General features: G+C 41.6%; 13 protein-coding genes. 3 read left to right on the top strand and 10 right to left on the bottom strand.

Annotation, left to right across the window (positions count from 1 at the left end):
• Positions 1 to 229: 229 nt before the first annotated feature.
• The 6 genes from RMY27_RS33495 to RMY27_RS33470 all read right to left on the bottom strand — a co-directional run bounded on the left by RMY27_RS33495 (position 230) and on the right by RMY27_RS33470 (position 7,599).
• The gene (locus RMY27_RS33495) at positions 230 to 1,411 is read right to left on the bottom strand and encodes a sulfate ABC transporter substrate-binding protein (RefSeq protein ID WP_322669113.1); all 1,182 of its coding nucleotides are present in this window, start codon (positions 1,409 to 1,411) and stop codon (positions 230 to 232) included.
• A 118-nt stretch (positions 1,412 to 1,529) separates the two neighbouring features.
• Positions 1,530 to 1,787, bottom strand: coding sequence for a hypothetical protein (locus RMY27_RS33490; RefSeq protein ID WP_322669112.1), 258 nt, complete (start codon positions 1,785 to 1,787; stop codon positions 1,530 to 1,532).
• A gap of 964 nt (positions 1,788 to 2,751) precedes the next feature.
• Positions 2,752 to 3,129: a hypothetical protein gene (locus RMY27_RS33485; protein ID WP_322669111.1), complete on the bottom strand. Its 378-nt coding sequence runs from the start codon at positions 3,127 to 3,129 to the stop codon at positions 2,752 to 2,754.
• A 771-nt stretch (positions 3,130 to 3,900) separates the two neighbouring features.
• On the bottom strand, positions 3,901 to 6,090 hold the full coding sequence (locus RMY27_RS33480; RefSeq protein ID WP_322669110.1) for a xanthine dehydrogenase family protein molybdopterin-binding subunit: 2,190 nt from the start codon (positions 6,088 to 6,090) through the stop codon (positions 3,901 to 3,903).
• Positions 6,087 to 7,064, bottom strand: a complete 978-nt coding sequence (locus tag RMY27_RS33475; RefSeq protein WP_322669109.1) for a xanthine dehydrogenase family protein subunit M — start codon at positions 7,062 to 7,064, stop codon at positions 6,087 to 6,089. The genes RMY27_RS33480 and RMY27_RS33475 overlap by 4 nt, the downstream gene beginning before the upstream one ends.
• Complete coding sequence (locus tag RMY27_RS33470; RefSeq protein WP_322669108.1) at positions 7,051 to 7,599, bottom strand: (2Fe-2S)-binding protein; 549 nt, start codon at positions 7,597 to 7,599, stop codon at positions 7,051 to 7,053. Before RMY27_RS33470 ends, RMY27_RS33475 begins: the two co-directional genes overlap by 14 nt.
• Positions 7,600 to 7,906: 307 nt before the next feature.
• Here RMY27_RS33470 and RMY27_RS33465 point away from each other — a divergent pair, with 307 nt between their 5' ends.
• A complete protein-coding gene (locus RMY27_RS33465; protein WP_322669107.1) occupies positions 7,907 to 9,118 on the top strand; it encodes an NAD(P)/FAD-dependent oxidoreductase in 1,212 nt (403 codons plus the stop codon).
• Positions 9,119 to 9,547: 429 nt separating this feature from the next.
• Here the strand turns inward: RMY27_RS33465 and RMY27_RS33460 are convergent, their stop codons facing one another.
• The 4 genes from RMY27_RS33460 to leuC form a co-directional block, all read right to left on the bottom strand.
• A complete protein-coding gene (locus RMY27_RS33460; protein WP_322669106.1) occupies positions 9,548 to 10,051 on the bottom strand; it encodes a DUF6174 domain-containing protein in 504 nt (167 codons plus the stop codon).
• Between the two features lie 537 nt (positions 10,052 to 10,588).
• Positions 10,589 to 12,133, bottom strand: a complete 1,545-nt coding sequence (locus RMY27_RS33455; RefSeq protein WP_322669105.1) for a calcium-binding protein — start codon at positions 12,131 to 12,133, stop codon at positions 10,589 to 10,591.
• An 866-nt stretch (positions 12,134 to 12,999) separates the two neighbouring features.
• Complete coding sequence (gene leuD / locus RMY27_RS33450) at positions 13,000 to 13,608, bottom strand: 3-isopropylmalate dehydratase small subunit (RefSeq protein ID WP_322669104.1); 609 nt, start codon at positions 13,606 to 13,608, stop codon at positions 13,000 to 13,002.
• Between the two features lie 154 nt (positions 13,609 to 13,762).
• Positions 13,763 to 15,166 (bottom strand): 3-isopropylmalate dehydratase large subunit, encoded by a 1,404-nt coding sequence (leuC, locus tag RMY27_RS33445; RefSeq protein WP_322669103.1) that lies wholly within the window; start codon positions 15,164 to 15,166, stop codon positions 13,763 to 13,765.
• 264 nt (positions 15,167 to 15,430) lie between these two features.
• Between leuC and RMY27_RS33440 the strand changes: the two genes are divergently transcribed.
• Positions 15,431 to 16,783, top strand: a complete 1,353-nt coding sequence (locus tag RMY27_RS33440; protein ID WP_322669102.1) for a P-loop NTPase fold protein — start codon at positions 15,431 to 15,433, stop codon at positions 16,781 to 16,783.
• A gap of 75 nt (positions 16,784 to 16,858) precedes the next feature.
• Positions 16,859 to 20,641, top strand: a 3,783-nt coding sequence (locus RMY27_RS33435; RefSeq protein ID WP_322669101.1) for a ribosome assembly protein 4, incomplete at its 3' end; no start/stop codon positions are given.

The raw sequence follows: 20,641 nt of genomic DNA, 5'->3' as shown, positions 1-20,641 counted from the left end.
CTGGTTTTTACCCCACCCTAACCCTCCCCTTGCAAAGGGGAGGGAATTAGATTTCTGGCTTCTCCCCAATGCATCGGGGGGATTGAGGGGGGTAATTCGACTTGTGTGTACACCGTACCCTAAAAGGAGAGGGAGGAGTAACGAAATTAGAGGGTTTTTGCTCCCCTCTCCTGGTAGGAGAGGGGCTGGGGGAGAGGTCAAAATAGCACTCGTCAAACTCACGTTAAAGTTAAGTTAACTTTTTCGCTCGAATCTTGTCCAAAATTGTACCTTCATCAAAGAATTTTGCCTGAATCTCGTTCCATCTTCCTAAATCTTCAGCTTTGAAAATAGTTTTAATTTGGGGGAAATTGCCTTCTGTTTCTTTGGCGATCGCAGGATTAACGGGACGGAATCCTAATTTGGCAAACTCCCGTTGCGAGTCTGGGGTGTAGAGAAATTTGATAAATGCTTCTGCAACAGAGCGAGTACCATGTTTATCAACATTTTTATCGACAACAGCAACAGGATTATCGATGGAGATATTAATATCAGGCAAAATATATGGGAGCTTTTCACCATTTTTTGGCGATACAATCATCTCTTTTTCATAGTTGAGTAAAACGTCACCCTGACCATCTTTGAAGAACAGTTCGCTGGCATGACGAGCAGTTTTAGGTAACACAGGTACATTATTATAGACTTTAGAAATAAAGTCTATTGCTTGGTTGTCATTTCCGCCAGTATTTATCACTGAACCCCAGAGATTAAGGAAATTCCAACGAGCAGCACCAGAGGTTTTGGGGTTAGCTGTAACTATCTTGACGCCATCTTTTGTTAAATCTGCCCAAGTTTTGATATTTTTGGGATTACCTTCACGAACAGCGATCGCATCTAGAGATTTGGTAACAATTGCGTTATTAGGCGCTTCTTTTTCCCAACCTGGTTGAATAAAACCTGCTTCCACAAGTTTATTAATATCAAGGGGAAGTGACAAATGTACCACATCAGCTTCCTTACCCTCAATAACCGCTGCAAGGGTTTGAGAAACTGATGCATCATAACTTTGATTGAAAGTGACGTTTTGGTTGTGTTCTTTCTTCCATTGTTCGATAAATTTGGGAATTATCTGCTCGTATGCTGCACTAGTAACTGAGTAAGAAACAAAGGTTAGGGTTATATTAGGTTGAGAAGCTGTGCTAGCATTACCAGTGTAATTGACATTACGTAAAGAGCAAGCAGCTAACAGGATACTCAAACTAATTCCAGCCAAAAATAGAGAGACAATGCCCCCCAAAGAATGTCTATAGAACCAACTTTGTATTGGTTGTATGCACCACCGTCTTATAAACTGCAAAGGTTTAACAATACAAGTGGAAACTAATTGAGTTAAATATCTCCTGAGTTGAGGAGTAGGTTGCCACTGGTTCATCAAATTTTTCCTTTTAATCTGGAGTATTTTAAACGAGATACTGTAAAAAATTATTATAAAACGTGGATAAAGAAAAATGTTTTTTATAAACTCAAATTTAAACAAGTGATTCAAGATATTAAGGAGAAGTAGTTTTATAAACTTCTGGACTGCGAATGATGATATGCCCTTTATCACTTTCTTGAATAGCTAAAACTGACGGTAGCTCATCAGGTTTTGCATTTAGAGGCAATGCTTGAAACAAATAAATCCAGCCGCCACGTTCTAAGAGTAAGCGCCAGACTTTCGGCTGCTTTGGATTGCTGATATCATTATCTTCCTTACCTCGCAAGTCATCGAATAAACCTCTATCGCCAATAATGCGATAGCCTTTCAAAGACGGATCGGTGAATATATCATCAAGTTTGCGTCCCCCTGCAAACTTTTCTTCCGGTGTAATTAAGGCTACAACTGGTAAAGTGGAGTTTTGACCCGCGTCTCTTCGTGCATCTGCCTTGCCAACGAGCTAACCAAAATATCACAATTAATACCCAGGATACTATTACTATTTCATTGACTAGCGATCGCAGAAATTCAACTGAGTGCAATTGCTCAAAACCAAATTCAGCTAGAGATTTAAGCCGTTTAGCTGTCCAGCACAGTTGCGGGGTATTCAGTTAGTGGCGAGAAACCGGAAATATGTAGTAGATCAAATCCAGTTCAATTTGCAAAAAAGAATGATTACTATTCTGGCAACGCCTTATTGAGCGTGAATCAATTCATCTGTAGGGACGTATATATATGCCCCTAAGCTTTTGACCTTTCTAACGACAAACACAATATTAACAAGAAACATTGTGATGTTCCTCACAAACATTGCAACATTTCTGACAAACATTACGATATTAATACGAAACATTGCAACATTTCTGACAAACATTACAATATTAATACGAAACATTGCAACATTTCTGACAAACATTACGATATTAATACGAAACATTGCGATATTCCTGACAAACATCATGATATTAATACGAAACATTGCAATATTCCTGACAAACATCACGAGGTTGATAACCACAGCTTCTGTTAAACCCAATGAAAAATAGCTACCTGTTATTTTATGAAAAAATTTCTCAGCAGTTTTTTGGCTTTGGGTATTTGTCTAAGCTTCTCTGTAACTTTTCATCTTATATGGAAAGCTAAGATCATGAATACTTCGATGTTAGTAACATCTGTAGGGGCGCAAGACCTTGCTTACGCCCCTACAATAGTATGTTTTTTAACTGAAACTCCTCTAAGCACACCTAATTTTTGACGGAAGTACGCAATGACTGTAAATATTTTTGTCCAGCTACTTAGACTTGCGTGACGCTAAAAAAGACATTTCCAGAACCAATAACCACTGTATCTCCGAGCAGACGAAAACTTACTATGTCTGTTGGAGCGAGTTTTTGTGATATTGTTGGTTCAAAGCTGGTTCTTGAAGAACTATATAAAATATATTCTCCATCATAATCACCGCTTTGTCCAGGTTGTAAAAGCTGGCGTTGTGGCTGTACAAACTGTCCAAAAGTGTAAAAAGCTTTCGTACTTCCTGAATCATTGTTAACTTGAAAACCTCCCGTAATTTCAGAGGCTTCATCGTAGCTTAATTCAGATAAAAAATTGTTATCCAGGTCAGAAAAGGTAATAGAAAAAGAATCTTTCCCCGTTTTAGAAGTTGTTTTTAACATGATGGATTTCCTAAAAAGACTTTAACTATAGGAATCCGGTTTGATTTTTGAAACGATCTACGTAGTCAGGGAACAGGAAAGAAGGCTTTCTAAGGTGTACTGAGTTTTTTCAGAAATCAAAATATGACTCCTATAATATTATTGTGCTAAACTCAAAAAAGTTTTTCAAGCAGTTTTATATTATTTAATAGTTCTGAAAAAAGAATAATAAATACAGTTGTAAGTCGCAGCTATCAAAGAAAAGTACGACTATGCAGACTAATAATTTATTTTTATATGATGAAAGTATGTTATTAGAGCGCATAAAATACTTTTTAAGTAACAGATATGATACTTTTAATAGTCATTTCACTCTGCTGAAGCTATCACATTGCTTAATATTAGTGAACTTTTCCAATTAGAAATAAACCAACTGAAGCCATTGCTTATTTAAAGCAGTTTTCATCTATTTGAACCACATCTGTTGTAGGGACACAGCATTTATCATAGGTGTCAACTTCAGGTACAAGTTATGTAAGAGAAAGGGTTTTAGGGTTGCCCTCATCCCCTAATATCATGTCCGCCTAATTAGTTATGATTTCCACAGTCATTGCACCCCACACGCCAGATGCTCCACTTGGGGAGACCCCAAGACCGCACTGGCTCCCCTTAATCCCCTCCCCGCTCTTCGGGAGGGGAGACGAAGCGTAGCTTTGGCGGGGTGGGGTTCTTCGGTTTAGTAAGTAATCAAGCGAATATGATATAACCCCTTCTCTCTACAAACCGATTTACTCACAACAACTTGTCTGGTGTAATTGGCAGATCGCGAATCCGCTTACCTGTGGCATGATAAACAGCATTAGATATGGCAGCCGCTACCCCAACAATCGGCAGTTCGCCCAAGCTTTTAGTTCCTAGTGCATTCACATAAGGATCGTGTTCTTCAATAAATTGCACTTCCATATTGGGGATATCTGCATGAACGGGAATCAAGTAATCGGAAAGGTTAGCACCAACTATTCTGCCCTGATTAGCATCCATTACGGTTTTCTCCATCAGCGCCATACCAATTCCCCAGGTAATCCCGCCGATAACTTGACTCCGTGCTGTCTTGAAGTTGAGAATTCGCCCAGCACCATAAACGCCTACGCAACGTCTAACTTTGATTTCTCCTAACAATTCATCAACTGCAACTTCGACAAATATTGCACCAAATGAGTGTTTGGCGTATTCTTTGCCCTCTGGATTGAGTGAAGATTCTTCTGTAACTTCTAAACTTTCTAATTCATGACGGCGCAGAATATCGGTGTAGCTGTCTCGCTTTGATGGGTCTTGTTTTAAGAATATTTGCCCTGACTCGACAATAATATCTTCTGCTTGCGATCCATAAAGCAGAGAATTTGCATCTGCGATCGCCATTTTAATGATCTTATCCCGTGCGGCGATCGCTGCTTGATGTACCGCCGGGGAAACACTGGCAACGGTAATTGAGTTCCCTGTAATCGGGGCTTTAGGAAGATTAGTATCACCTAGTTCAAACTGCACTGGTAAGCCTAATACCTCAGCAGCTACTTGCGTCATCACTGTATAAGTGCCTGTACCTATGTCTTGAGTACCACTTTGTACTTTCACTTCTCCAGTAGCAAAAATTTTTACCTTAACTGATGCAGTTTGAATGTTCGTGGGAAACGTCGCACTTGCCATCCCCCAACCAATCAAAAAATGATTATCTCGCATGGAACGGGGAACTGGATTGCGTTGTAACCAACCAAAAATTTCTGCTCCTTTTTGGTAACATTCTTTCAGGGATTTAGTTGACCAAGGTAATCTTTTGTGCGGCTCGATATCTGCATGATTTATTAATCTTAGTTCAATTGGGTCAATATTTAAGGTGTATGCTAATTCATCCATTGCCGATTCTAAGGCAAACATTCCCGTTGCTTCTCCCGGGCCCCGCATAAAGGTTGGTGTGGCAGTATTGATGCGTGCCAAACGGTATTTAATTTCCAAATTGGGACAGGCGTACATCATTGTTGTTGCTGCACCCACAGGTTCTACAAAGTCATCAAACAGAGAAGTTAAGGATGTACCAATGTGATTGATCAGGGTTAGTTTGCCTTCTTTGGTTGCACCTAACGTTAGCTGCTGCTGAGTTTGGGATCTGTGGCCGCAAGCTGTGTACATTTGCGATCGCGTTAACACAACTTTTACAGGGCGCTTTACTTGACGAGCTGCGATCGCAGCTAAGATTGTATGCGATCGCAGCATTGCCTTACAACCAAATCCGCCGCCTAAATATTTGGAGATGACGCGGACATTTTCTTGAGGAATATTCAGAACAGATGCGATCCCTCTTTGGGTTGCAGAAACGCCTTGAGTGGTTTCATATAATATTAAATTATCCTCTTCCCACATTGCGATCGTTGCCAAAGGTTCTAGGGGATTATGATGTTCCATTGGCGTGGTATAAACTTGCTCTACTACCACATCTGCCTGTGCTTTCGCTGATTCAATATCGCCTCTAGTGATTTTAGCTGGCATCATGCCAAAAAATACTGATTTGGGTTCAAATATCTCTGCACGTGCCGTTGTGGCTGTAGGAATGGCTTCTTCGTAGATAATTTTTATCTGAGAAGCAGCAGTTTGGGCTTGTTCTAAAGTTTGGGCAATTACAATCCCTAGATGTTGACCATCGTAGTAAATGTTATGGTCTTTTTCAGTTGACTGAGGTTGTGGAGGGCCGAAGAAGGGTATTTTTACCAGAGATGGGGTTTGTTGGTAAGTAATGATATCTATGACACCAGGGGCGACTGCGGCTGCCGTTGTGTCTATTTGGATAATTTTACCGCTGGCGATCGCACTTTGAAAAATCACTCCATAAGTTAAATTCTCTATTGGCGCATCGGCTGTGTAAGGTGCTTCTCCTGTAACTTTCAGCCTACCATCAACGCGATCGAGTGGTTTCCCAATAATTTTATTCATAATTTTTCTGCCACAACTGAGAGTGCGCGTACCAAAGCGCGTTTGACTAATTCAATTTTGAATTCATTGTGTGTTTGCGGTTTTGCTTCTTTGACGGCTGCTTCTGCTGCGGCTGTAAAGATATCTTCGTTAATTGCTTTCCCTTTTAATAATTCCTCAGCATCCCTTACACGCCAAGGTTTGGGTGCTACTCCCCCAAAAGCAATGCGTGCTGATTTTATCATCCCTTCTTCTATATCTAAGGCAACAGCCACGGAAACGAGGGCAAATTCGTAAGAAGCTCGATCTCTTACTTTTAAATAATGAGACTTATATGCAAAATCTTGAATTTCAATAGCAACAATTAATTCTCCAGGCTGTAATAGAGTTTCCTTTGCTGGTGTTTCACCTGGTAAGAGATAAAAATCATGAATTGAAATTCGTCGGGCTTTTTCTATTCCTTGGATGCAAATTACCGCGTCTAATGCCGTCAAAGCTACAGCTAAATCCGAAGGATGAACGGCAATACAATGTTCGCTAGCTCCGAAAATGGAATGCGTTCGATTGTAACCTGTAATTGCCGAACAACCTATACCGGGAGTGCGTTTGTTACAAGGAAAAACCGGATCGCGAAAGTAACCACAGCGGACTCGTTGCAGCAAATTACCACCCACTGTTGCCATATTTCGCAGTTGCGGTGAAGCGCTTTGTAATAAAGCTTGGCTAATTACGGGATAACATTCCTGAATTTTGGGATGAAAGGCTACATCGCTCATTCGAGAGATAGCACCAATACGGATTCCATTCGCTTGAGATTCAATCTCTGCTAAGGGCAAACTATTAATATCAATTAATACATTCGCTGTTTGGAGTCCATCTTTCATCAATCCGAGTAAATCTGTGCCACCAGCAATTAATGCAGCAGTTTTATCTTGCTCAATTGTGGCGATCGCAGTCTCTAGTGAAGTAACTTTAGCATAACTAAATGGCTGCATCTTCCATTTCCTCTAGCACATCCTGAATTGCGGCAATAATATTTGGATATGCTCCACAACGGCAAAGGTTTCCACTCATCTTTTCTCTAATTTCTGCTTCAGATTTTGGTGATTCTTCCAATATCATCCCTACGGCTGAGACAATTTGACCGGATGTACAGTAACCACATTGAAAAGCATCATGGGTAATAAAGGCTGTTTGCATAGGGTGGAGTTTACCATCTTGTGCTATTCCCTCAATTGTGGTAATTTCAGTACCGATGTGCATGATTGCCAAAGTCATACAAGAGTTAATTCGCCGATTATCAACTAATACAGTACACGCACCACATTCACCGCGATCGCAAGCTTTTTTAGTGCCCATCAAACCCAGCTTTTCTCGAAGTGCATCTAGTAATGTAACACGAGGTTCTATCTTCAGTGAGTAAGATATATTATTGATATTCAGCGATAAGTCCACTTCCTCTGAACCCAATATTTTCAATTCTTGAGTAAGGGTGTTTGAACTTATTGGAGCTAAGGAATTATCTTCCATATTGAATGGGGATACTAATAGTTATATTTATTATCCCTCTTCTATATCTAAATTTTCACACAATTTCAAATTTTCAAATTCTTAGAGAAATCAGTAACCTTGTATTTTAATTAGAGAAAGTATTTTAATATAACTTATGTAATTTTCACACATTTATATTTGTGAATGCATTCCCAGGATTTAATATAGGAACTTAGTACCGCGAAGCAAAAATAAACCTACTATTTTATTACAGCCAGAAAGTCCAAAATTAAAGCCTTTAGACTTCCGCCTTGCGGTACTAGTACTATTTTTTTTTGCTCATATTATGAACACAAATCTAACTCAAAAATTCTCCAAACCTATAGTAGAGAAAGTTGCCATAATTGGTGCTGGGCCAGGCGGTTTGGCTGCTGCGATCGCACTGAGAAGCCAAGGGATAGAGGTGCAAGTATACGAAAAAGCCCAAGAATTTCGTCCGGCGGGAACTGGACTCGGACTAGCTCCTAATGGCTTGCATTCTCTAGATGCGATGCCTGCGGCGGGCTGCGCCAACGCGCCGGGAATTGTGGAAACCCTCAAAAGTTCAGGATGCGAGGTTCACCATACGGTTTTAAAGAGTATTCAGGGAGAAACAATCCGAACTAACACAACTAAATATCTAGAACAATACGGACAACCGTTGTTAACTATTTGGTGGTATCGTCTACAGCAAGTTTTAGCGTCTAGATTGCCGTCTAATATTATTCACCTTAATCATCGCTGCATCGGCTTTCAGCAAGATGCAAACGGTGTGGAAATTCATTTTGATGGTGAAAAATCGGTAAATGCAGATTTGCTGATTGGGGCTGATGGACTTAACTCCGTCATCAGAGAAACCTTATTTGGCGAGGGTAAGCCTAATTATATCGGTAGTATGTGCTGGCGTGCCGTCATCAAGTATCGCCACGAGCTATTTAATGACTACGAACTAGTTTTTGTCAAAGGCAATAAACAGTTTATGTACCTTCTGAATGTCGGTGGCGGTTATACCAGTTGGATTAGTCGAAAGTTCTCGCCTGAGTACTCCCTTTCCCACAGCGCCGAGGAAGTGAAATCTCGTATTCTCCATGAATTAGCCGACTGGGATAAATCCTTTCGGGCGGTGGTAGAAGCAACACCAGCCGAGCAAATTTGGGAAGGGCCAATTTGCGACCGCCCACCGTTAACTCAATGGAGTCAAGGCAGAGTCACTCTCTTAGGCGATGCGGCTCATCCAATGGCACCTGCTATGGGACAAGGAGCCAATACCACCTTTGAAGATGCATACCAACTACGAGAGTGTTTTTCTGATTCAGCTAATCTCCAAGAAGCTTTGACTAGATACGAACAGTGTCGCATCGAGCGGACAAAACTCATTCAAGCTCGTAGTGCCTTGGGTGAAATGCGTTACTACGACATTAACACGGTGGCATCTAATGGGCAGATGCAACGGCAAATGAGTCCTAATGATGATTTTCACAAATGGGTGTACAGCTTTAAGCCATCTGTAAAAAGTTAAATTCTAGTGTGGGATTAGTAAAGTTACTTTGAACGCAACTAGCGAATAAAGTTATAGTAAGACCTAATCTTCTCGAGTAATTTGAGACTATCAGAAGTGGCTGTTTTTAGTCAAGCCCTCAAACACAACAAATTCGTTGAATAATTGAGAATTACTCGCACAAAATCAACATAACTTAATCTAATTGTTAATTTTTATAAAAAGCTAATAGCTATCCAATACAATTCAGAATGAGCAAGAAAACCCAGATGTAGAGATGTGATTTATCGCGTCTTGAAAAACGAATTATTTACACCAATAACCCTTAACTCAAGCGTATTAGATCGCTATTAGCTTTTTGCGAGAAAGTGAAGTATTAAATCTCGCTTTGGAATTGCTAATTTACCCCTATTTTCGGTCGAGATTGAGCGCAAGTAATCAGTTTAGCGTCTACTTTTTCAGTTCCTGAAAATTCTCAATTGTCAAAAATATTTCTTCATCAGCTATTTGACTATTGTAATCGATATTAATTTTAGTTGGATAGCCGAGTTTAGCATTATATTCTACATCCAGGTTGGATGCCTTACGGTTGATAGCATCTTGAATCACATTAAAGAGTTCGGGAATTGTATCGTATTTTTGAAAGAATTCCGGATTAACTGGTTGACCTGTAGCTACAGAAGTGACAGAAGTTGGTTGACCATTACGTACTCGAATAACTACTGGGCCTCTAGCATCTGGTATACAGAAGCAACTGTTGCTAACTGTAATGCGATAGTTATAAATATTTGCCCGCTCCCACAAACGCTTATTAAATCTCAACCGTCTTGAATTCAAGTTATTATTTGTTTGTGTTTGATATTGTGGTTTCTCTGCATTAGTTTCGGATATCGCTGGTAGATTCAGACCTAGAGATAGCAATAGTGCTGCGCTGATAAGGATAGGTAAACGCATATTAATCGATTTATTAGTTGTAAAAACTCTAACTATTATTATGCTACAGCAAGTTTCAACTGATTTACGGGAGATTGTTTAAATAAACTTTATCTTTTAATTAATTTTTTCTGTAGAAAAATAAATCTGTATTTTTGAAGAATGCCCATCTATAATTCAACTTTCAAGCCAATGAATTAGGAACTTTGCCGACATATTTTTGATCGTCCAAAATTACCTTCTTTTCCAAAGCGATGCTTACGCCTACGCAGCAAGTCTTAAGTTTTTCCTATCTATCTGGATTGAACTGTATAATCCAATACGGTTTGGATAAGCATTTTGAACCCAGAATTACCTTTGGGGAAAAGGTTAAAAGTTAAGGGTTAAAGGTTTTTCTTCCCCTTTAACCAAACCGTATTACTGTATAATCCTCCCCGTACTTGAAGTATGAGGAGGATTCAATTATCCTTAATTAGCAATGTTGATGATTGCTAATTAGGATTTAGCTGCGAGCTTGCAGACACGCCTCAGCTTCTATGGATTTTGAGAGATGTGTGATTACGCAACGATATCAAAGTTCGTAGCTGCCAATACTGGTGCTGCTGTGAATGGATTGTTATCGTTATCAATGTTGGCAAACAAACTACCTGTCCCAAGACCTGATGATGTCAAGTTTTGGTTGAAGAACAAGTTGCCAGTTCCAAGACTGTAAGTAATGAGTCCAGAGCTAGTTGCAGCTGCTGCATCATTAGCTACTATCCTAATTTGGGACAGATTATTGAGTCCGGTAAAAGTTGTCTTATCAAGGACAATCTTATCGCTAAAGTTGCTGAAGTCAGTAATTTTATCTACACCCAGATCGGCACTATTGTACCCAGCACCTGAGTTGAACACAAAGCGATCGCCACCAGCACCGCCAGTTAGGATGTCATTACCAGCACCACCTCGTAAAATATCATTACCAGCATCTCCATAGAGTAAGTCATTGCCAGCACCACCATAGAGGATGTCATTACCAGCACCACCAAAGCCGGTTAATGGTGTCGCTGTACCACTACCATCAAGGAAGTCATTTCCAGCCCCACCTGTGAACCAGACTGCATTTACAGAAGTTCCTGATAGGTTGTTGACATCGAGGGTGTCATCACCTCCACCACCATTGATTTCAAACCTCTCTGCACTGTCTACAGTCAGAGTGAAGGGAACCAAGTTCAGCCGATCAAAGATTGCTCTACCTTGAGCATCTTGTTCTAGGCGGAAGTTGTCTCCTACACCCGCACCGTTGACCTCAACTACGTCAAAGCCAGCGTTACCGCTCATTCTGTCGCTACCATCACCATTGTTCCAGATCAGGCGATCGTTGCCGTTTCCACCAGTGAAGGTGTCATTGCCACGATTTCCGATTAGGGTATCGTTCCCGCCCCCACCGGATAGAAAGTCGATACCATCGCCACCTTGTAACAGGTCATTACCGATATCGCCAGAGAGGAAGTCATTGCCAGTACCACCTGTCAGGCTGTCATTACCCTCACCACCCAAAGCTCTCAACGGTGTTGCTGTACCACTACCATCGAGCAAGTCATTTCCAGCCCCACCTGTGAACCAGACTGCATTTACAGAAGTTCCTGATAGGTTGTTGACATCGAGGGTGTCATCACCTCCACCACCATTGATTTCAAACCTCTCTGCACTGTCTACAGTCAGAGTGAAGGGAACCAAGTTCAGCCGATCAAAGATTGCTCTACCTTGAGCATCTTGTTCTAGGCGGAAGTTGTCTCCTACACCCGCACCGTTGACCTCAACTACGTCAAAGCCAGCGTTACCGCTCATTCTGTCGCTACCATCACCATTGTTCCAGATCAGGCGATCGTTGCCGTTTCCACCAGTGAAGGTGTCATTGCCACGATTTCCGATTAGGGTATCGTTCCCGCCCCCACCGGATAGAAAGTCGATACCATCGCCACCTTGTAACAGGTCATTACCAGCATTTCCAAAAAGGCTGTCATTTCCATCCAAACCATTGAAGTTATCAGAAGCGGCATTACTAATACCTACATCTGCGCCATTAGTTGGGCCTGGGCCTGGAATCCAAGTTACTGCCATGATTAATACTCCTAATTCTTAATTTATCTAAGTGAACAATGAGTTACTAATACTTCATTTTTAAAAGATGTATGGAAGTACTAGTTTCTCTCTATGAACTAGAAAACTTATAGTTTTTAGCTGCTAGGTATTAATCAGAGATATTTCCTTGTTTTATGCAGAATATTGGTTTTTGTAAAATTTCTTCACTATTAGTTTTAGAGACAGACTTGACCTTTTTACGGCATTTTCAAAATCAATAATATTTCGTAAATCCCTTGCACAAACTAGCTTTCAACTGATTAAGCGATTTTAGTTAAAGTCCAAATAAATGTAAGTAGCGTTGAATAAAGGACAATCTTAAATACTAAACCGTATTAGTATAGTAACTTTGCTGACAACTGGTTAATCCGTTGATGAGTATTAATAAGTGAGTGCTTATCTATAAAATATGGTAAGTTTTTATTCAAAGTATTTATAAGTGCTAGTGACTTAAAAGCACCTAATAAAAATTAATTCATTCAGTCATTAACCCAGATTTTTATTGAGCTTGGAGCATTTATTTTTACATTTACTCTCAAACAAATATTTGTTCAATGAGTAAAATGTAATACCTTAATCTGATTCAATATTTTGGTTCTAGAGTTACGTAAATTCGACGACTTATATCGTGTCCGCTGAATTGCCCATAATAAAGGAACCTCACCCTGGTTTTGCTACGCAAAGCCTTCTAATAGGACAGGGTGAGGTTTAAAAGAACTTTTGGGTAATCACATGACTGGTGTTGTATACTGTAAGCCTACTAGGGGAGAGGCCACGCAGGAATCACAAATAATTTACCGCAGTTGATATCATTCCCTGGCTGACAGGCAAGGAATCAGAGAATACTAACTCGCGGCTAAATTGCCCCAACCTACATAGGGTAACTTTGCAGCTGTTGCTCGAACTTGGTCAGCATTGGTCACCAACTGACCGCAAGCGTCCCAAGTTCCAGAAATAAATGTGCTTCTTGTCCCTTCACCGATCACAACTGGGGCAGTGTAATCACCAATTTGCACTTGCAAGGTTTCCAGATTCACTATCACGGCGGCTTGAGGATTGGCAGCGACTAACTCTTGCAGTTCTTTAACAGTAACAGCATCGGCTGTCACACAAGGTATGCCCATTGCCACACAGTTACCGAAAAAGATTTCGGCAAAGCTTTCACCGATTAAAGCTCGAATTCCCCATTTTGCGATCGCTTGGGGTGCGTGTTCCCGTGATGAACCACAGCCAAAATTTCTATTGACTATTAAAATATTCGCCCCTTGGTACTGGGGTTGGTCAAAGGGATGTTCACCCTTAAGTGCTGTCCGATCATCGATAAATGCGCCTTCGCCTAACCCATCAAAGGTTACGGCTTTCAAATATCGCGCGGGAATAATGCGATCGGTATCTATATCATTGCCCACTAAGGGTACACCGCGCCCTGAAACTGTTTTAACTTCACTCACCATAAACTTTATCTATTCTTTTAATGACAGACTGTTGAAAAAGGGACTGGGGATTAGGGCAGGTGAGGGGCAGGGAAAAAGGGTAAAGGGAAAAGAGATAAATTAACCTTTCCCCCTTACCCCTTTCCCTTTCCCCATTCCCAATGCCCCTCTAAAATTACAAGAGTTCACGCACATCAGAAACTTCGCCTTTAATCGCAGCAGTGGCGACCATCGCCGGACTCATTAACAATGTCCGACCGGAAGAGGAACCCTGTCTTCCTTTAAAGTTGCGGTTGGAGGAAGAGGCGCTGATTTGTCTTCCTTGCAGCTTATCAGGATTCATAGCTAGACACATAGAACATCCCGGTTCGCGCCACTCAAATCCAGCTTCCTGAAAGATTTTATCCAGTCCTTCAGCTTCCGCCTCTTCCTTCACCCGTTCCGAACCAGGGACAACGAAGGCTTTAATTCCCTCTGCAACGTGGCGACCTTTGGCGATTTTTGCCGCTTCCCGCAAATCACTAATTCTGCCGTTGGTGCAACTACCAATAAAGCAGACATCTATTTTCGTACCCTTAATCGGTTGACCGGGAAACAAATCCATGTAACGGTAAGCTTCTTCGGCAATAAATCGGTCTTCTTCTAGCAGTTCTTCCGGCTGAGGTACTGACTGGTTGATACCGATACCTTGACCGGGAGTAATCCCCCAGGTGACGGTAGGAGAAATTTCCGCAGCGTCAAATATCACCACATTATCGTATTGGGCATCAGCATCGCTCTTGATGGAATCCCACCAAGCTACTGCTTTGTCCCAATCTGCATTTTTGGGAGCAAAATCTCTACCTTTGAGGTAATCGTAGGTAACTTGATCCGGATTAACGTAACCGCAACGCGCACCGCCTTCGATCGCCATATTGCAGACAGTCATCCTCTCTTCCATATTCATTTGCTCAAATGTCGTACCGGCAAATTCGTAGGCATATCCCACGCCACCTTTCACGCCAAGGGTGCGGATAATATGTAAAATTACATCTTTGGCGTAAACACCAGGGTTGAGAGTGCCGTTAACTTCGATTCTGCAGACTTTCAGTTTGGAGAGAGCGAGGGTTTGGGAAGCGAGAACATCCCGGACTTGACTAGTACCGATACCAAATGCGATCGCACCAAATGCCCCATGACTGGAAGTGTGACTATCTCCACAAGCGATCGTCATTCCTGGTTGGGTCAGCCCGAGTTCTGGAGCGATAACGTGAACTATACCCTGGCTCCCAGAGCCAATGTTGTAAAAAGTTATATTATTTTCTTGACAGTTATTTTCCAGCGCCTGAATCATTTCCTCTGCCAAGCTATCGACAAAAGGACGCGCCTGGTTTTCTGTCGGCACAATATGATCGACCGTGGCGACAGTCCGCTCTGGAAACAGTACTTTTAGACCCCTCTCGCGTAACATAGCAAAGGCCTGGGGACTGGTGACTTCATGAATTAGGTGAAGCCCGATAAATAGTTGCGTCAGCCCTGAGGGAAGTGTACCAACGGTGTGTAAGTCCCAAACTTTGTCAAACAGGGTACCTTTGCTCATACGTCAATCAGTATTTAAAGAGTCCGGTCTTAAATAGTATCAAAAAATAGTCTGGGTTTTTGCAGATAACTTAAATATTTTTAAACGCAAAGGGGCACAAAGGTAAGCGCAGAGGTACGCAGAGAATTCGCGATGTCATTTGATTGCCTTTGAGGTAGTAAATGCGAAAATTCTCCGAAATATTGAGATGCAAAGATGTAAATAACTTTATCCTTTTGAACAAGGATATGTTAAGACAAGACCAGATTATTGCACTACCAGGTTATGTCCATAGATTTACGGGAATTTTATCAGGCTAGCGATCCCAGCAGAACTCTGTTTGTCAACCATAGCTCTGATAGCAAGTATTACATAGATTTTTCCTCAGTCCGAGGTGGTGATATTCTTGGCAAGCTGAAGCAGAAAATTACTTTTTTTAAGCCCAATGAACCCACTTGCACGTTATTTACTGGGCATATTGGTTGTGGCAAATCGACAGAACTGTTACGGTTACAGGCAGAACTGGAAAAGTTAGGCTTCCATGTGGTCTATTTTGAGTCCAGTGATGATTTGGAAATGACTGATGTCGATATTGCCGATGTGCTACTAGCGATCGCTCGGCGGGTAAGTCAAAGTCTGGATAAAATTACCCTGGAGTCACCCAACAAATTTAATGAGTTGCTGCAAGGTGCTTGGAAGGTTTTAAACTCTGAGGTGACGGCGGGAAAAGTTAAGCTTCCGGTGCTTGGTGATGTCGGTTTATCGGCAGATAAAGATAAGTTTTCTTTGTCTATGGGCATTGGTGAAATCACCGCGAAGATGAAAAATGACCCAGCGCTGCGAGAAAAACTCAATCAGTATTTAGCACCGCAAAAAACTAAACTGCTGGAAGCGATTAATCAAGAATTATTGGAACCTGCGATCGCTAAACTCAAACAGCAGGGTAAAAATGGTCTGGTGGTAATTGTCGATAATCTTGACCGCATAGATAATCGTGCCAAACCTTGGGGTCGTCCGCAACAGGAATATCTATTTGTCGACCAGGGTGAATTTTTGACGAAGCTGAATTGTCATCTCATTTACACCATGCCTTTGTCGTTGAAGTTTTCCAATGATTACGGAATGCTGACTCAACGTTTCCCAGAAGATCCCAAGGTGTTACCAATGGTACCTGTCCAATGGTGTGATGGCAGCGTTCATACACAGGGAATGGCACTCATGCAGCAGATGGTACTAGCAAGAGCTTTTCCTGACATGACACCAGAGGAGCGTTTAAATCAAGTTACCGAGATTTTTGATAGTGCTGCTAGCTTAGAACGCTTATGTCAAATGAGCGGTGGTCATGTGCGGGACGTACTGAGGCTGCTGAATACTTGGATTATGGAAGAAATGAGTCTTCCTTTAACCCGTGAAACCTTAGAGCAAGTGATTCGTTCTCGGCGGAATGAGATAATGTTGCCGATTTCTGAGGATGAGTGGCAATTGTTACGCCATGTCAAGGAAAGAAAAAAGGTGAGTGATGACCACGGATATCAAAAACTGATCCGCAGTCGGTTTGTCTTTGAATATCGGGATGGTGGCGAGTCTTGGTTTGACGTTAATCCGGTTTTGGCTGAAGCGAGGGAATTAAGTTTGTAGTCAGCACTTTAGTGCTTATTATTCTATGTCTTTGAAAGCACTAAAGTGCTTACTACGAACTAAACACATAAGTTTATGAGTCCACAGCAACCACCAAAAGATGACCATGTAAACAGCGATGTCTACGACGGGCTACGCCTACGCTCCCTAAAACAATTAGCTTGGGCGATCGAATCCTCTGTGGGACAGTTTAAGCTGATACTGGCACGGTGTAATTATGCTAGCTTGCGCGATCGCTTAATCTCCAGATTGCGAGAAATTTGTCAAGTCGAAATTCGTGTCTTGGCAGTGCAGCAATCGAACAGGACTCTTTATACTACCATTCAGGAAGAATTCGGCGAAGAAATGCCAGCCTGTGTGATGGTTGTGGGTTTGGAATCAGTGCAGAATTTGTCTGTGATGTTAACTTCTGCAAATCAGGTGCGGGAAGAGTTTCGTAAGAATTTTCCTTTTCCCTTAGTGTTGTGGATTGACGATGAAATCTACAAGCAACTAATACAGCTTGCACCAGATTTAGAAAGTTGGGCAACTACGAGAGATTTTGCCATATCAACACAGGAATTAGTAGATTTTGTCATCGAAACGGCTAATCAATGGTTTAGTAATAACTTAAAACTTAGCGTAGATGAATATATTAAACTGGAAAATGAGTTAGAAGCGGCGCAAAGATATTTGCTCAAACAGCCAGATGTTTATAATTTAGAAATTGAAGCTAATTTAGAATCTTTATTAGGTTTTATCAAACAGATAAATAGTCAAAAAGATTCGGCGTTAGAGCATTATCACAAAGCTGATCAGCTCTGGCAGCAAATTCATAATTTAGAACGACAGGCAAAAATCCTCAGTGAGATTAGTTTTTGTTATTATTTAAAAGCTTTTAAACATCAAGATATCAATCATCCAGATTGGCAAGCAACTTGGCATTATATCCAAGAGTATATAAATTTTATTAGCAGATTTAGAAGTCCAGATTTAACTGAGTTTTCACCTAATCTGGAAAAGTTAACGCGAAACCTAACCCCCCAACCCCCTTCCCTACTAGGTAATGGGGAAAATTCAAAGCCTCTCTCCTTGCAGGAGAGAGGTTTGGAGAGAGGTTTTCCATATTCTCAGCGAGATTTAATTGCTAATGCAGTAGTTAAATTCGGTGATATCTTGCGAGACTTGCAAAAGTGGGAAACTTTGCAGAGTCTTTCCGAACAAGCTTTAGTAATCCATCAAAATAACAACCAGCCAAGAGAATTAGCCAAGGATTACGGTTTTTTAGCTGAGGTAGCCTTGGCTAAAAAGAACTGGATCAAAGCAAATCAGCTTGTTCAGCAAGCCTTAAAGGTTTTTTCTACAATTCCCAATCTGGAATCAGCAAATACATTAGGGATTTTATCTGATATTCCCGAAAGAGATTTTAAATCAAAAGACTTGAGTTTATATCGGTTTGTTTTAGGTCGTTCTCAATACCATTTAGGTCAAACTCAACAGGCAACTCTCAGCTTAGAAACTGCTATAAATGTAGGTAATCCCCTAGAAAATGTCAGGCTTTACTTGGATATTCTCAAATTTTTGCAGCAGCTTTATTTTGAGCAAAAAGAATATCTCAAAGCATACAAAATCAAACAGGAACAGCGTTCCATTGAACAGCAATTTGGCTTGCGGGCTTTTATTGGCGCGGGTAGGTTAGAAGCTACAAAGCAGGCATTTGTAGAGACATTGCGCTCAAACTCTCCCCAAGGAAACATTGCCCCGGAAATTGCTGCATCTGGTCGCCTCTTGGATGTAGAACGTTTAATTGAACGCATGGGTCGCCCTGATTATAAGCTGATAGTAATTCATGGGCAATCGGGTGTCGGCAAAAGTTCCCTGGTGAATGCGGGACTGATACCAGCTTTAAAGAATAAAGCGATCGGTACTCAAGATTATTTGCCAGTGGTAATGCGCGTTTACACCAACTGGGCGGAAGAATTGGGGAGGCTTTTGGGAAATGAGGGGGATGAGGGCAAGGGGCAGGAGGCAGGGACCAGGGGAGAAGGGGATGAGGGGGAGTTAGAACTTCAAGTTTCGACTTTTGAACTTGGAAGTTCGACCTCAGAAGGTCAACTTTCACCCTCAGAAGGTCAACTTTCACCCTCAGAAGGTCAACTTTCATCCTCAGAAGGTCAACTTTCACCCTCAGAAGGTCAACGTTCACCCTCAGAAGGTCAACTTTCATCCTCAGAAGGTCAACTTTCACCTTCAGAAGGTCAACTTTCACCTTCAGAACTCGGAACTCCACAATATTTAATATCCAAACTTAAAGAAAACGAACAGCGCAACCTCCGCACAGTGCTAATTTTTGATCAATTTGAGGAATTTTTCTTTGTTTACACTGAACCTACACAAAGGAAGCAATTCTTTGAGTTTCTGGGAGAGTGTCTGAATGTTCTATCGGTGAAAGTTATCTTATCGCTGCGGGTAGATTACATTCATTACTTGCTAGAGTGCAATGATTTGTCCAGTCTCAAGATTATTGGCAATGACATTCTCAGTAATAATGTGCTTTACAAGTTGGGGAATTTCTCGCGTGCTGATGCGAAGTCAATTATCCAGCGTTTAACTGAAAATACTAGTTTCCGCTTGGAATGTGCATTAATTGAACAACTGGTGCAAGATTTAGCCGGAGAATTGGGTGAAGTTCGTCCCATTGAGTTGCAGGTTGTGGGGGCGCAACTGCAAACGGAGAATATTATAACTCTGGCAGAATATCGGCAGCGTGGTACTAAGGACGAATTGGTTAAGCGTTATTTAGATGAAGTTGTTAATGATTGCGGTGTTGAAAATCAGCAGACGGCAGAATTCTTACTGTATTTACTGACGGATGAAAAAGGAACTCGCCCCCTAAAAACTCGCGCTGAATTGGAACGCGATTTGATGCCGTATTTCTCGGAGATCCCCCCAACCCACGCCAGTCGCTCCACTTGGGGAGACCCCAAGACCGCGCTGGCTCCCCTTAAAAAGGGGGGCTTTATTTCTTCAACTCTCTTTTTAGGGGGGTCGCCACAGGCGGGGGAATCAAAAACCAGGGCGGAACAAGCTTCTGAAATCAGCAAATTAGATTTAATATTAGAAATTTTTGTCCAATCCGGCTTGGTGGTTTTGCTACCAGAAAACCCCGCAGACCGTTATCAACTGGTACATGACTACATCGCCACCTTTATCCGCCAGCAACAGGAACCGAAGTTAAAGCAGGTAATGGCGGAACTGGAAAAAGAACGAGAACAAAGAAAACAAAGTGAAGTAAAACTTAATCGTGTTTTCAAACGCGCCCTTCTTGGTTCCATAAGCGCAGGTTTAGGATTTGCTGTTTTAGCTGCGGCAACATTCCAGTGGGCAGTAGAAGCAAATGTTAGTCAAATTAACGCCATCAATAATTCTTCTGAAGCCTTTGCTGTCTCTGGACAACATCGAGATGCTTTAATAACAGCCTTAAGGGCAAGTAACAAACTCAAGCATACACTTTGGGCACAGCACAGAAGCGATATCCTAATACAAACTGTGGCAACTTTACAGCAAGGGGTTTACTTAAAGCCAAATGAAAAAAAAGAAAATCGTGCCATAGAGGTAAATACCTTAGAAGGGCATAGCAGTTGGGTCAGTAGCGTAGTCTTCAGCCCCGATGGCAAGACACTGGCTTCTGCAAGTGTTGACAAGACGATCAAACTCTGGGATGTCAGCACAGGCAAAGCCATGAAAACCCTGACTGGGCATAGCAGTAGTGTCTGGGGCGTAGTCTTCAGCCCCGATGGCAAGACACTGGCTTCTGGCAGTGGTGACAAGACGATCAAACTCTGGGATGTCAGCACAGGCAAAGCCATGAAAACCCTG

It is taken from the genome of Nostoc sp. DedQUE09 (assembly GCF_034530915.1).
GTDB lineage: Bacteria > Cyanobacteriota > Cyanobacteriia > Cyanobacteriales > Nostocaceae > Nostoc.
This window is presented reverse-complemented; position numbering and strand designations above follow the sequence as displayed.